The sequence below is a fragment of the Marinobacter fuscus genome, from assembly GCF_003007675.1.
In the GTDB taxonomy this organism is placed as follows: Bacteria; Pseudomonadota; Gammaproteobacteria; order Pseudomonadales; family Oleiphilaceae; genus Marinobacter; species Marinobacter fuscus.
Genome location: NZ_PXNP01000104.1, coordinates 125,373 through 139,310, shown reverse-complemented (window position 1 = coordinate 139,310; position 13,938 = coordinate 125,373). Strand labels below are relative to the sequence as shown.

Annotated in this window: 12 protein-coding genes; 7 read left to right on the top strand and 5 right to left on the bottom strand. The window is 58.4% G+C overall.

Features of this window, described 5'->3' with window-relative positions; genetic code table 11:
* The first annotated feature begins 55 nt into the window (after positions 1 to 55).
* A complete protein-coding gene (gene phoB / locus C7H09_RS16320; RefSeq protein ID WP_106764686.1) occupies positions 56 to 748 on the top strand; it encodes a phosphate regulon transcriptional regulator PhoB in 693 nt (230 codons plus the stop codon).
* Complete coding sequence (gene phoR, locus C7H09_RS16315) at positions 748 to 2,052, top strand: phosphate regulon sensor histidine kinase PhoR (RefSeq protein WP_106764684.1); 1,305 nt, start codon at positions 748 to 750, stop codon at positions 2,050 to 2,052. Before phoB ends, phoR begins: the two co-directional genes overlap by 1 nt.
* Before the next feature lie 3 nt (positions 2,053 to 2,055).
* Here phoR and C7H09_RS16310 read toward each other — a convergent pair whose 3' ends face one another.
* Entirely contained in the window at positions 2,056 to 2,967 is a 912-nt protein-coding gene (locus C7H09_RS16310) for a response regulator (protein ID WP_106764682.1), read from the bottom strand.
* Positions 2,968 to 3,161: 194 nt separating this feature from the next.
* On the opposite strand from C7H09_RS16310, the gene C7H09_RS16305 reads away from it, so the two are divergent.
* From C7H09_RS16305 to C7H09_RS16290, 4 genes are all read left to right on the top strand, one after another.
* Positions 3,162 to 4,388, top strand: coding sequence for a lytic murein transglycosylase (locus C7H09_RS16305; RefSeq protein ID WP_420844197.1), 1,227 nt, complete (start codon positions 3,162 to 3,164; stop codon positions 4,386 to 4,388).
* Positions 4,389 to 4,541: 153 nt separating this feature from the next.
* The gene (locus tag C7H09_RS16300) at positions 4,542 to 5,249 is read left to right on the top strand and encodes a THxN family PEP-CTERM protein (protein ID WP_106764677.1); all 708 of its coding nucleotides are present in this window, start codon (positions 4,542 to 4,544) and stop codon (positions 5,247 to 5,249) included.
* A 195-nt stretch (positions 5,250 to 5,444) separates the two neighbouring features.
* Entirely contained in the window at positions 5,445 to 6,473 is a 1,029-nt protein-coding gene (locus C7H09_RS16295; RefSeq protein WP_106764675.1) for a metal-dependent hydrolase, read from the top strand.
* Positions 6,473 to 7,201 carry a pseudouridine synthase gene (locus tag C7H09_RS16290; protein ID WP_106764672.1) on the top strand — a complete coding sequence of 243 codons (729 nt, stop codon included), beginning with the start codon at positions 6,473 to 6,475 and terminating at the stop codon, positions 7,199 to 7,201. The genes C7H09_RS16295 and C7H09_RS16290 overlap by 1 nt, the downstream gene beginning before the upstream one ends.
* A gap of 14 nt (positions 7,202 to 7,215) precedes the next feature.
* Here the strand turns inward: C7H09_RS16290 and C7H09_RS16285 are convergent, their stop codons facing one another.
* Together C7H09_RS16285 and pbpG are read right to left on the bottom strand one after the other, a co-directional pair.
* On the bottom strand, positions 7,216 to 7,695 hold the full coding sequence (locus tag C7H09_RS16285) for an asparaginase domain-containing protein (protein WP_106764670.1): 480 nt from the start codon (positions 7,693 to 7,695) through the stop codon (positions 7,216 to 7,218).
* Between the two features lie 17 nt (positions 7,696 to 7,712).
* Entirely contained in the window at positions 7,713 to 8,633 is a 921-nt protein-coding gene (pbpG, locus tag C7H09_RS16280; RefSeq protein ID WP_106764667.1) for a D-alanyl-D-alanine endopeptidase, read from the bottom strand.
* A 192-nt stretch (positions 8,634 to 8,825) separates the two neighbouring features.
* Here pbpG and C7H09_RS16275 point away from each other — a divergent pair, with 192 nt between their 5' ends.
* The gene (locus tag C7H09_RS16275) at positions 8,826 to 11,246 is read left to right on the top strand and encodes a phosphoketolase family protein (protein WP_106764664.1); all 2,421 of its coding nucleotides are present in this window, start codon (positions 8,826 to 8,828) and stop codon (positions 11,244 to 11,246) included.
* A 6-nt stretch (positions 11,247 to 11,252) separates the two neighbouring features.
* On the opposite strand, the gene C7H09_RS16270 is transcribed toward C7H09_RS16275, so the two are convergent.
* Both C7H09_RS16270 and C7H09_RS16265 read right to left on the bottom strand, forming a co-directional pair.
* Positions 11,253 to 12,983 carry an alkaline phosphatase D family protein gene (locus C7H09_RS16270; RefSeq protein ID WP_106764661.1) on the bottom strand — a complete coding sequence of 577 codons (1,731 nt, stop codon included), beginning with the start codon at positions 12,981 to 12,983 and terminating at the stop codon, positions 11,253 to 11,255.
* 239 nt (positions 12,984 to 13,222) lie between these two features.
* Positions 13,223 to 13,834: a Yip1 family protein gene (locus tag C7H09_RS16265; RefSeq protein ID WP_106764658.1), complete on the bottom strand. Its 612-nt coding sequence runs from the start codon at positions 13,832 to 13,834 to the stop codon at positions 13,223 to 13,225.
* Positions 13,835 to 13,938: the final 104 nt, after the last annotated feature.

Sequence of the window (13,938 nt, the reverse complement as noted above, 5' to 3'; positions counted from 1 at the left end):
GACAGGTTGTAATAGCCCTGCAATATGACATGGAGGCCTTAACAGGTTGGAAGCTATGAATGAAAAAAGGGTCCTGATCGTCGATGACGAGTCCGCCATTCGGGAAATGATTGCGGTAGCATTGGAGATGGCAGATTTTGACTACATGGAAGCGGAAGACGCCCTGCAAGCCCACTCGATGATCGTCGACCAGCGGCCGGATCTGATCCTGCTCGACTGGATGCTGCCCGGCACCAGTGGTGTCGAGCTGGCCCGCAGGCTGAAAAAAGACGCCACCACTGCCGATATTCCCATCATCATGCTCACAGCCAAAGGTGAAGAGGACAACAAAATCCAGGGCCTTGAGGTAGGTGCAGACGATTACATCACCAAGCCTTTCAGCCCACGGGAGCTGGTTGCCCGGCTAAAAGCAGTGCTGCGTCGTGCAACACCTCCCGGTGTGGATAGCCCCATTGACGTCGAGGGGCTGGTACTGGATCCGGTCGGACACCGGGTCAGCAATGCTGGAGGCGCAATCTCGATAGGGCCCACCGAATATCGTCTGCTACAGTTTTTCATGACCCACCAGGATCGGGTATACACCCGGGCCCAGTTACTGGACCAGGTTTGGGGCGGTAATGTTTACGTTGAAGAGCGCACAGTTGACGTTCATATCCGGCGGTTACGCAAAGCCCTTGGACCAGACCATGACTACCTGGTGCAAACCGTGCGGGGAGCAGGCTACCGTTTCTCGACCCGGGTTGGCTGATGCGGCATAGCTGGCCTCGCTATCTGCGCCTGATTCTTGCGGGTATTACCGGTACCACCGTCATCGGCCTGTATTTCGGATACCCTCTGCAGGGCCTGCTGGCTGGCCTCTCGGCCTACCTCTGGTGGACGCTGGTTCAGGCCCGGCGCCTGTACCTGTGGCTTGATCACCCCGACTCCGACGCCGACGCACCGGAGAGCCTTGGCCTTTGGGGCGATCTCTTTGATCGACTGAACAAGCTCCATCGCAGCCACCGCCAGCGGCAACAGCAACTGCTGGCCACTCTGGATCGGATACAGGAATCCACCAACGCCATGCGCGACGGCGTCATCATGACCGATGCCCGGGGCACTCTGGAGTGGTGGAACGACGCCGCCGAGCGCTTACTCGGCTTTCGCCGCCACTCCGATCAGGGCCAGTACATTCATAACCTGATCCGAACGCCCGCCTTCAAGGCCTATTTTGACAGCCGGGATTACCAGGAGCCGCTGGCTATTCACGCACCCGCCAAACCCCACATCCATCTGCAAGTACAGATCAGCCTGTTCGGTGAAGACGATCGCCTGATCGTTGCCCGGGACGTGACCCGCATCCATCAACTGGAACTGATGCGAAGGGACTTTGTCGGTAACGTCTCCCACGAGATGCGAACTCCGCTTACCGTGATACGGGGTTACCTGGAAACCTTGCTGGAACACAGCGGGGAGTTGCCGAAAAAATGGCAACGGCCGCTGCAAGCCATGATGACCCAGAGCAACCGCATGGAGGCATTGATTACCGATCTGATCCTGCTGTCCCGGATCGAGACCGGCAACGCAACACCGGATCACAGCCCAATCAATGTGCCGGTTCTGATGGAACAGATTTGCGCCGATGCCCGGGCGCTCAGCGGTGATGCGCAACACCAGATCCGGTTCACCGCCAGCACCGACCATGGCGTAATAGGCGATGAAAGCCAGCTACGCAGTGCCTTCTCCAACCTGGTCTTCAATGCTGTCAAATACACGCCACCCGGTGGCGTCATTACAGTTGAATGGTGCGAGAGTATCGAGGGCGCCTGGTTGTCGGTATGCGATTCCGGTGTCGGCATCGACCCGGTGCATATTCCGAGGCTGACCGAGAGATTTTACCGGGCCGACCCCAGTCGCCACAAAGACACAGGGGGCACCGGCCTTGGACTGGCGATCGTCAAGCACGCCTTGCTGAACCATGACGCCACCCTCGCCATCCACAGCCAGCCCGGGGAAGGCAGCGAATTTATCTGTCAATTTCCGGAAGAGCGCCTGACCAGCCCTCAGCAATGACTCCTAGCGGCCGCCAGCACGGAACCTGGCAACAAAGCGAGAGAGATCCTCCAGTTTTTTCGGATCTTCATCCACAAAACGGACGGTCACACTGACGAAATCGGTATCCTGGCGCTTATCAACGGCCTGCAACTGGTGCACATAGCCATTCAACCTTGCCATCTGACCATCCCCGAGATCAATATCCACCACAGCCTGATCCAGAATGCCGGGAAACAGCTGATCCCGTTTGGCGATCACCCGGACTTCAGTCAGGTTGATATCCTTGACCACCGACGCCAGGGTGCTCTCCGAAAACCGGACAGAGGCCATGCTCATAGCACCTTTGTTTCCGCTCCTGGAGGAAAACTTTGCAGAGGAAGAACCGGCAGCTGCTGACGGTTTGGGTGCTTGCGGCTGCAGCAGCGGGCTCTGCGGTTCTGGCTGAGGATTACGGGCCGGAGCTTCCCGCTTCTGGGTCAGCAGGGCCGCGGACTCTTTGAACGCATCAGCTGGCCCGCTCAGAGAACGCCCACCGCGATCCATCGCCTCTTTCAACTGCCGCCCCATCACCTTGATGATCTTCTTACTCAGGCCATCCGGGCTGAACGGTTTGCCCAGATACTCCGACACTCCTTCCCGTACGGCCTCGATAACGTGATCCTTGTCGCCCCGGCTGGTGATCATGATAAACGGAACAGACTGGTATTTTGGCTGCTGGCGCATCCACTGCAGCAGTTCAAGGCCGGTCATTTCCGGCATTTCCCAATCGCAAAGTACCAAATCAAAACTGCTAGCCGTCATCAGCGACTGGGCACGGCGGCCATTAGGCGCATCGGTTGTCTCGATAACCGGAAATCGCTGGCGCACCGTACGCTTCACAAGATCCCTCACAAAACTGGCGTCATCCACCACCAGCGCCTTCAGAATTGCCATATTACTGCTCGCCTCAGCTCTGTGCGTTTTCACCACTATAGAACATTCACCCCCTGCAGGTACGCCGTTTTTTCACGCAGCAATGCCGAAACAGAGACTCACGGCTGCCACTGTCGACTCTGACGGTATTTTCCCGCCGGGAAAAAAGGCTAAGATGACCGGATGGCTTCATTGACTGTTTTGCGAGGTTTTCCGTGCCTTACCCGATCATCCGTGTTGTTCGATATTCTTTCCTGGGGCTCGCTCTGGGCATGCTCCCCCTGGCGGTATCCGCCGAGGCCAACACCAACCTCAGCCCGGAGGCCTTCGAACAGTGCAAACTCCAGTTGCAGGAAAAGGCCGTACAGGCTGGCGTCAGCGCTGAAACAGCCCGAAATGTCATGGCTGGCGTTAGCCATCTGGACAAGGTCATCGAGCTTGATCGACGGCAACCCGAATTCACCACAACCTTTGCCGATTACCTGAACCGCCGGGTGAATGACGCCCGGGTAACCAGAGGCCGCGAACTGATCAGGGAGCACCACAAGCTCCTGCATCGGGTCACCGAGGCAACCGGCGTTCCCGCACCCTACCTGGTAGCATTCTGGGGCCTGGAAACCAACTTCGGTAGCTATTTCGGCAAGATGTCGGTCCCGGATTCACTCACCACCCTGGCCTGTGATGCACGCCGAAGCACGTTCTTTACCGAACAACTGATCGCCGCGCTGCAAATTATCGATGAGGGCGCCATTCCGGTTGAACAAATGGAGGGCTCCTGGGCGGGCGCCATGGGGCATGTGCAATTCATGCCCACGGTATTCCTAAAACATGCGGTCGATGCTGACGGCGATGGTCGCCGGGATCTCTGGAACAGCCTGCCAGACGCGATGATGTCGGCTGGCCGGTTTCTCCAGTCCATGAACTGGGACGGAGATTATCGCTGGGGGCGGGAAGTGCTACTTCCAGACAACTTCGACTACTCGTTTTCCGATGGCCGCCGCCTGGCATTGGGCAAGTGGCGTGAACTGGGCATCACAGACGCTTTTGGAAAACCTCTTGCCAGGGAGGACATCCAGGCAGCACTGATTGTACCTGCGGGCCACAAGGGCCCTGCCTTTCTCGCCTATCATAATTTCAAGGTCATCATGGGCTGGAATCGCTCAGAGTTTTACGCGATTGCCGTTGGTCATCTGGCAGACCGTATTGCAGGCGCAGGCGGCTTGCAAAACCCACCACCGGAAGACACACCGGCACTATCCAGAAAAACCATCATGCAGTTGCAGACAGCCCTGAACAAGAAGGGGTACGGTGCAGGTAAACCAGACGGCATTGCAGGGCCCGCAACCCGCGCAGCAATTCGCAGCTATCAGCAGGATCAGGGGCTCACGGCCGATGGCTTTCCAGCCAGAGGGCTATTAGAGCAACTCAAGATAAATATATGACCACTGTCGACATAGTTTACACGTCGCAAATATTGAAAACATAACTCTCTGTTTTTTATATATTTTTTTAAGTGGCACGAAAATCGCTTTAAGTATGCCGACCGCAACACGGGTGCGTTGTGTTGCGCTACAGACCAAGCGAGGAGTAGTGCCATGGAATTCTTGGCGAAAGTTTCTTTAAGCGCCTTTTTACTCACTGCAGCCACGGGTGTCGCGGCATATCCGGTAACGGTCACGTCAATAGACGGGGCATTCGAGAACACACAAAAGGCCGATGGCAGCAGCGCTTCAGGCGACGGAACAAGTCGTATTGAGTGGGGTGACACCGGCATATTCAAACAACAGAGCAGCCTCGAATTTTCAGGAGCCAGCCCACTGCCGATCCTCTATGACGACAGTGCTTTTTCTCTTGGAACCCTCACTCACACCAACAACAAAATCACGGGCCCAACCCTCTTGTCCACCGATCTTGCGGTGACACTCGGGTTCTCCGGCTCAGGGGATCTGGGCACTGCGGCTGGCAACTTTCTGTTCTCACACGATGAGACACCCAACAATGCCTGCATTGCGGGATTCTTCGGAATCTGCTTTCTACCCATCGGCAACGTCGATGATACGCTTACCCTGCTCGACAAAACGGTTTCAAGCTCAAGCTTCACGCTTGGCAGCTTCGAATACTCCCTGGAGCTGATTGGGTTTAGCAGCACAAACGTTGCGAGCACTCCGGAAAATGAAGTTCGAGACTTCAATCTGTTTGCCAAGCTGAATGCCGCCGCGGTTCCAGTCCCCGAACCTGGCACTCTTGCTCTTCTGGGGCTGGGCTTGTTTGGGCTTGGCATGACTCGTCTGCGCAGAAGCTGAGCTGTCAATGTATCACTGGATACAGGCCTGAACTCCGGCTCTGCAACGAGGTAAAAACGACACCTCGAAGCACTCGCAGTGCTCGAGGTGCCGGTATTTTTAACACCTACCCCTGAGATATTTGAAGTCTTCCGTGATCTGAGGTTTCATTCCCCGCATACTACTAGGAACTACCAACAATACGTTGCGGAACTCATGGACTCCATCACCCAGGCTGCTCTTGGCGCCTCCATTGCTGGCTCGATTGCCGGAAAAACGTTAGGGCGCTCGGCACTGTTAACCGGCGCTTTGTTAGGTACCTTGCCGGATCTCGACGTCATCATTGACTACGGTAGTGCCGTGGCAAACTTCACCCAGCACCGGGGCTTCAGCCATTCGCTGCTGGTTCTTATGCCGGTTTCGTTCCTTATCGCCTGGGGTTTGTGGCGCTGGAAGCCGCTGCTCGGGTACGGTCGGTGGCTGGCACTGGTAGGCCTTATTCTGGTTACCCACCCTTTACTCGATGCCTTCACCACCTACGGCACCCAGCTATTCTGGCCGTTCGGGCAACCGGTGGCTGTCAGCAGTATCTTTATCATCGATCCGCTCTACACGCTGCCACTGCTTGCAGGCTGCATTGCGTTTCTCTACCAGCCTCCGGCAGCTCGGGTGATCAATGCAGGGCTGACTCTATCCACACTGTATCTCGCCTGGACGCTGGCGGCACAACAGACAGTCATGGAACGAATCCGGCCGGTACTCGCTCAGGCAGGGCTTGAGCAGGCACAGCTTCTGGTGCAGCCCATGCCGTTCAACACCCTGCTCTGGCGGGTGACAGCGGTGACCCCCGAGCAGCGGGCAGAAGCGGTTGTCGGGCTGCTGGATGGCGACACCGGCCCGTCACTGGAGTATTTCCCGCGACGACCCGACCTGGCCCAGGCTGTCACCGGTTTTCCGGAAGCCGAACGTCTAGCCTGGTTTACCCACGGATTTGTGCAATACCAGCAGGCTGGCCAGCACATTCTGGCAACCGACATCCGGCTTGGCATTCCCGGCGCCCATCCCTTTACCTTTACCCTTGCCCAGGACAGCGGGCAAGGCTGGCAACCGGTGACCAGCGCCCGGGCACCCCGGCCACCACTTAACCGGGAAGCCTTACCACTGCTGTGGCAGCGCATCACCGGCGAGACCCCGGTTTTATGCCTGGCCACACTGTCGGTACCGCCGCAGGGAGGCAGCTGCTAATGCGCCTGGATCAGTTTCTCGCCAACGGCACCTCGCTGTCCCGCAAAGAAGCCAAGAAAGCCATTACCTCAGGCCGGGTTCAGGTAGACAAGGCCGTCTGCAAACAGGCCAACCTTCAGCTGGCGCCCACCCAGTCGGTGCACTTTGACGGGCAGCCGGTAGCCTTGCCGGGGGAGTTGTACCTGATGATGCACAAGCCCGCAGGCATTCTGAGCGCCACCACCGACAGCAGCCAGCCAACTGCGGTCGACCTGCTACCGGCGGAGCTGGCGGGACGGGTTCACATCGCCGGACGCCTGGACAAAGACACCACCGGCCTGTTGCTGCTCACCAGTGACGGCCAGTGGTCCCATAGTGTGACCTCGCCCAGGCGCCAATGCCAAAAGTGCTACCGGGTAACCTTGGCGGAAGCGATTTCCGAGGGCGCCATTGAAGCGCTTGAGACCGGCGTCAGCCTGCACGGAGAGGACATGCCTACCCGACCGGCCGACGTCCGGGTGATGGGTGAACGGGAGATAGCGCTGACTATCAGTGAAGGCCGTTACCATCAGGTCAAACGTATGCTGGCGGCGGTGGGCAACCATGTGGTGGCGTTACACCGGCACAGCATCGGCGGTATCGAACTGGATAGCAATCTGGCCCCGGGCGGCTTTCGCCCACTGACCCCCGAAGAGCGCCTGTCGGTGTCCCCGGAGGGCCAGAGGACACCCGACGGAATCACCAATTAACCTGCAGTACCGGCTCAGGCCCGCTCGAACTTCTGGGCCTGCAGGTTCTTGCGTACAGCTCCGGCCTCGAACACTTCGCCGTTCATGGCAATGTAGACACCGGCGGGTAACAGCGAGACCGCTGCCCAGGCAAAGCCAATGTTGAACACGGCATCACTGCTGCGCATACGGGCAGGCTGCATGGCACCGGTCAGAACAATGGTTTTATCCGTTACCGCTTTCAACACCTGGGCGGTCTGGGCCATGGTATCGGTGCCGTGGGTGATCAGAATACGATCAGATTGCGATCCCTCGACCGCCGCCAGTACCTCCGCGCGATCGGCATCCGTCATCTCGAGGCTGTCTTTGCGCAATAACGACCGCATTTCGTAACCTTCGTGAATATTGGATTCCGCCAGCAACTCCGGCAGCAGGCTGTCACCGATTTCAAAGGCACTGTTGGCGTCGAAGTAAACTTTGTCGATGGTTCCGCCGGTGGTCAGTATCTCGATCATGGGTCTGTCTTATCCTGTCAGTGAAGTTGCGCCGCCTGGGTGGCCTGCCCGGCAGGCGAGCTGAGTGCCTGATTTTTTTCTTCGGCATAGCGCCGGGCCGCCGCGGCCACACTGCCCGGCTGGCCCGTCGCCAGCCAGCGTTTGATGCGGCCAGCATCGCCCAGAGGAGAGTGGGTGCCGAGAGAATCGAGCAGCACCGTCACCACAGGCTTGCCGTTCATCTTCGAGACCATCACCAGGCACCGTCCGGCTGCGTTCAGATAGCCGGTCTTGCTGAGCGTGACGCCCCAACTGTCCTGGTGAACCAGCGCATTGGTATTGCCGAATGACAGGCTGTATCGCGGCCCCCGAAACCAGGCCCGATGATAGCCGGTGGTAGAGGCCTCCCGAATCTCCGGGTATTGCAAAGCCGCATTGGCCAGTTTGACCAGATCCGCGGCAGTAGACACATTGTCGGTGGACAGTCCGGTGGGATCGACAAAATGTGTACCACTCATGCCCAACGCTTTTGCCTTGGCATTCATGGCGGTGACAAAGGCCTCAAAGCCACCGGGAAAGGTGCGCGCCAATGTGTAGGCAGCAAAATTCTCAGAAGACATCAGGGCAATTTTCATCACCTCGCCCCGGGGTAATTCAGAACCTACCCGAATACGACTCCAGGCGTTGGCAGACGCCTCCACATGACGCTTTTCGAATGTCAGCCACTCTTTCAGATCCAGGCCGGATTCCATGATCACCAGAGCCGTCATCAGTTTGGTCAGCGACGCAATCGGCACCTGTCGCCGGGCATTCTTTGACACCAGCAACTCGCTGGCACCAACCTCGGCGGCCGCCGCCTGAACCGACGCCAGTGAAGGCTGGGAAGATGCACCTGCGGCCGCAAGCATCGACACCGACATCAGCCACAGAGTGCCCAGAAGAGTACAAAAATAACGCATAAAACCTACCAGCCCTGAAGCAAATCAACACCATCAATAAGGGCCGCAACTATAGCAGCACCAGGCACCCGAACGCAGGCCCGGGATGAGTGAATGGCGAAAAAAGATGCAGACCCGACTGACCTGCATCAAAGGTACAGGTGGTCGCAAGCCCTACACTATCCGAACACATTAAATGCCATGGAGGCCTGGATGTCATCGCCCGCTGAATCAACGCACACACTCTGCGGATCGCCAGACGGTTCCCTGTTCGAGTGCTGGCAAAAAGGCTATGGCGTAATCCGGCACACGCCTCAAACGATTACCCGGGTAGAAGCTCTGGCAAGCGCCCTGGTCTGCGCGGGCCATCAACCGGATACGGACTCAGTCTACCGCAAACTCATCGCCCTGGACCGGCTCACCAGTGCTGGCCTATGGCTGGTCGTACACATGACTTACTGCCACCGGGTGGATGTCGGTGGCGCGCCACTGAAGGCCCAGGACTTCAAACCTGCCCCGGAAGGCCATACCGGCGGCGCACTGAATATGGTGACTGCCTATGCGGCTTATCTGGCCCTGAACAACCTGACAGGAAAGACCCGGAGCTGGCTGATGGGACAGGGCCACTGCGTTGCCGCTGTGGATGCGCTGAACGTGCTGACCGGCAACCTGCACCCGGAACAGCAGGCCCGCTACCAGACACCGGACGGACTATCGCGACTTGTGGCCGACTTCTACAGTTATCAGCAGAACCCAGATGGCTCGATGGCTGCCCCTCTGGGCAGCCATGTAAACCCTCACACGGCAGGAGGCATCCTTGAAGGCGGCTACCTGGGCTTTGCCGAACTGCAATACGCCCATATGCCCTTGCCTGGCGAGTCTCTGGTGGCATTTCTTTCTGACGGCGCCGCCGAAGAGCAACGGGGCAGCGACTGGACACCCAGGTGGTGGCGGGCCGAAGACTGTGGCACCGTGCTGCCCGTCATGATCGCCAATGGCCGCCGTATCGAGCAGCGCACCGAACTCGGAACCCGGGAAGGGCTGGAGCGTTTTGAAGAACACCTCCGCCTCCACGGCTTTGATCCGATCCGCTTCGATGGCCGGGACCCGGCGGCATTTGTGTGTGCTCTCTATGATATGGAAACCGCTCTGGCGCATCACGGCGATGCCGCCAGGCAGGGGCAAAGCGCGTATCCGGTGCGGATGCCCTACGGCATTGCAGAGACTGTCAAAGGCTTCGGCTTCTACGGTGCCGGAGAAAACCCGGCGCACAATCTGCCCCTGCCGGACAACCCCCGCCTGGACGCACACTCTCGGGCTCTGTTCAACGAACATTGCCAACCTCTGTGGGTAGCACCCCGTGAGTTGCAGTCGGCGGTGTCTGAATTGGCCGGTCACCGGGCCCAGAACCGCGCTCTTGAGCGGGATCACCCACTGGCACTAAGGCGTCCTGACAAGCCCCGTATTCCGCGCTTGCCCTGGCACCAGGGAAGCAGCTCCCCCATGTCGGCGGTGGACGAGTTTTTTCAGGCGCTTGTGGCACAGAACCCTGAGCTAAGGCCCCGGGTCGGAAACCCCGACGAGCTTGCCAGCAACCGCCTGACGGGCGTGTTGAGCAGCCTGAAACACCGGGTGAATGACCCGGAAAACGACTGTGAGTCGGTACAAGGCAAAATCATTACCGCACTCAATGAAGAAGCTGTTGTGTCTGCCTGCCTGGCCAATAAGGCCGGGCTCAACCTGGTGGCCAGCTACGAAGCCTTTTGCGTAAAAATGCTTGGTGCCATCCGCCAGGAACTGATTTTTGCCAGGCACCAGAAGGCCGTGGGCCGGCCCGCGCAATGGCTGGGTTTGCCAGTAGTTGCCACGTCCCATACCTGGGAAAACGGCAAAAACGAACAATCCCACCAGGACACCGGTTTCTGTGAGGCTTTGCTGGGCGAGATGAACGATGTGTCGCGGGTGCTATTCCCTGCCGACTACAACAGCACCCTGGCAGTGCTGCCATCGGTCTATCAGGAGCGTGGCCAGATCAGCTGCCTGGTGATTCCAAAACGAGAGCGTCCCTGCGTCTTCAACCAGAGTGAGGCCGAAACCCTGGCACAGCATGGCGCACTGGTCGTCGACGAGGATACCTCAAGTGGCGAAGAGCCCGTGTTGCTGATTGCCAGTGGCGCCTATCAGCTGTCAGAGGCCATCCGGGCCTGCGAGCGCCTTAGAGACACCGACACGCCGTTCCGCCTTGTCTATATCCAGGAGCCAGGCCGATTCCGGCAGCCCAGAGACGCCATGGAAGCTGCCATTTGTCTGTCGGAGTTCGAGCAGGAGCGCCTGCTTCCGCACCGGATGAACCGCCGCGTGGCCCTCACCCATATGCGCCCGGAAGTGTTTCGCGGACACCTGCACAACCTGTTCCCGCAACCGGCCCATTCCCGGGTTCTGGGCTACACTAACCGCGGCGGTACCCTGAACGAGGCGGGCATGCTGTTCGCCAACGGCTGTTCCTGGGGGCACGCACTGGCGGCCTGCGCCCAGGTTCTCGACAAGCCTCCGGGAGAATGGCTCAACAGCGCTGAACTCGCAGCCGTCGAAGGCCGGGGTGATCCATCAGTGATTACCCGAGGGCTATCCTAGGGCTGTTTACGGAAGCCGCTCTACCTTGCGATAACCGGCTCCCGGCCTGACCCGACGGGAAGCGCTTCTGGAGGTGTCCACCTGGTAGTCCCGGCTTTTGACGGTATCAACAAAGTGCCAGTCGGCCGTTGCCTGCTCCGGAGTAAAGGTGGCCACAAGATAGCCTCTCTGGCTGATGTTCAGGAAATCCAGATCATCCACCAGCAGGCCGATACCCTGTTCAGCTCCGGCAATCAGTTCATCGGGTAGCTCCAGATAATCCTCAAGCCCTGGCGAAGACACCGAAGCAGTCGCGAATTCCACCCCGATCTGATTGCCTTCAAAGTCTCTCAGGTTATTCGCCCAGGCATTGTGGGTATCACCGGCCAGAACCACCAGGTTCTTGTTTAGCTGGCGCGCGGTGCCCAGCACTACTTCCCGCTCGTACTGATAGCCATCCCAGGCATCCAGATTATAGGGTGCCACGGTTTCAAGGCGCGCCAACTCCGCTGCCGACAGGCTGCCACCCTGCAACTGCCGGGCTTTCAATGCCGCAAGTGCCTGCAGCGACTGAGGCAAGTTGCTGAAATCCTCGGTGGCAATCGCCAGCAGCAGCTCCGCCGGAAGATTCATCCGGCCCATCAACACCTGCTGCCCGAGCACCTGCCACTGACCTGTGGAATACGCCATCTTGGCCTGTAGCCACAACAACTGTTCAGCCCCCAACAGGGTGCGGTTGGCGTCTGACACATCCGCCCGGAAGCGGGCAGCATCCAGCCCCGATGCCGTCAGATAGTCGGCATAATCGAGCTGCTGATCCCGGCCAATAATGCGGGTATCGAGCATATGCAAATCCACCAGATTGCCGAAGCGGAAGCTGCGGAATATGGCCTCGTCACTGCCCTCCACCATGGGGCGAATCGGCATCCATTCAAAAAATGCCTGCAGAGCCATGAGTTTGCGTTCGCGGAAATCGCCTTCATCTGCGTTGTGGTTGTCGGCGCCTTCACGCCAGGTATCATTCGCCACCTCATGGTCGTCCCACACCACGATAAAGGGCAAACGCTGATGCGCCAGTTGCAGGTCTTCATCCCGCCGGTAAATACCGTAGCGGCCACGATAGTCCGCCAGGGTAAGCAGCTCCCTGTCGTTGTCTGGCGGGAAGCGGCGGCCTATAGCATCGGCATCTCCGGCGGCGTAACTTTCGGTCTCGCTGCTGTACTCGTAGATATAATCGCCAAGGTGCACCACGGCATCCAGATCATCCCGGCTCGCGATCTCTCTGTAAACATTAAAAAAACCTGCCGGATAATGAGCGCAGGACACGACGGCCAGCCGAACCTGATCTACATTGCCTTCGGGCAGAGTCCGGGTTATGCCCGTGGCTGATACCTGGCTTGCAGAGCGGAACCGGTAATAATAACGCTGGCCCGGCAACAGCCCGCGGGCATCCACCTTGATGGTGAAATCGTGCTCTGCCGAAGCCTCGGCTGTACCCGACTGCACCAGAGACTCGAAGGAAGCATCCGTAGCCACCTCCCACCCCACGCTAACTGCTCCGCCGGAATCCGGCACCGCCCGGGTCCACAGAATCACACCGTCTTGCAATGGATCGCCGCTGGCGACACCATGGGTAAACCGGACGTTACGTTTGTCGTTACTGTCCAGAACACACCCGGCAAGGCCGGTTGAGACCACCACGGCCCCCATTCCCAGTGCCGAGGCTTTCAGAAAGTCTCTGCGCGTCCATCGAGTCATGCTCTCACTCTCCGTTGGTCATTATTGTGTCGGGCAAAAACCCTTGTCCGCGGCGATCGCGGAATATGCCTCAGGCTAGGCCAGGATCGTGAAGAATGCGCTGCTGAATTGCGACAAATCTGTGGCAAATTCCGACATGACTGCAGGAGTCTGGGAGCGAAGGCTGTATGACGTGGAGTTGCATTAGAAACCAGAACGGGAGCCGAAGCTCCCGCAGACAATGAGGAAGGCCTGAAGAATCAACTGCTGATAAAAACCGGCCCCAAACCCATGTTCCAGAGAATCACCGACCCAGCCCGTGTGGACACCAGAATCACCAGGGCGACCGTCAGTAAAGCACCACCGTACATGACGGCACGCTCCTTTTCGATGCCCATAACAATCGGCAGACCGTCATACATCAGCCAGGCACCGTAGCCAGCCGCCGCCAGAAAGACGAGCGCATTAAGCCAGGGTACCGGGTACAGCAGGGCAAAACCGGCCAGGAACAGGGGGGTGCAGGAATATGCCGCCAAAGCGACGCCGTTTGAAGGAACATACTCTTCCTTGGCCCCATAGGTACGGGCCATCCAGTTGATTGCATAGCCCAGGGCAAAAACCCCGACCAGCATAGCAGCGTAAGTTAGCACGCTCAGTTGCACCGCGCTGATTTCCGTCAGCTTGATCAACCGATCGTTCCCCACGGACCATCCGAAGTGGGCTGTGGAAATGTAGGCACAGACCGGCGCAATGGCCGCCAGAATCAACACATAGGCCACGTAGAGCCGGGTTGGATGTTCGTGTTCACGCCTGATGGAATCCCACTCTTGCCCTGGATGGGTGAAGAGACCGAATGCATGGGACAGAAGCATAAGCCACCCCTTTTCTCGCTGTTGTTGGTATGGGTGGATACGGCGCCCGATGAAATTCGGACTTAAAACCGTTCCTGAACTTAACTATAGTCAAGAACGAACGC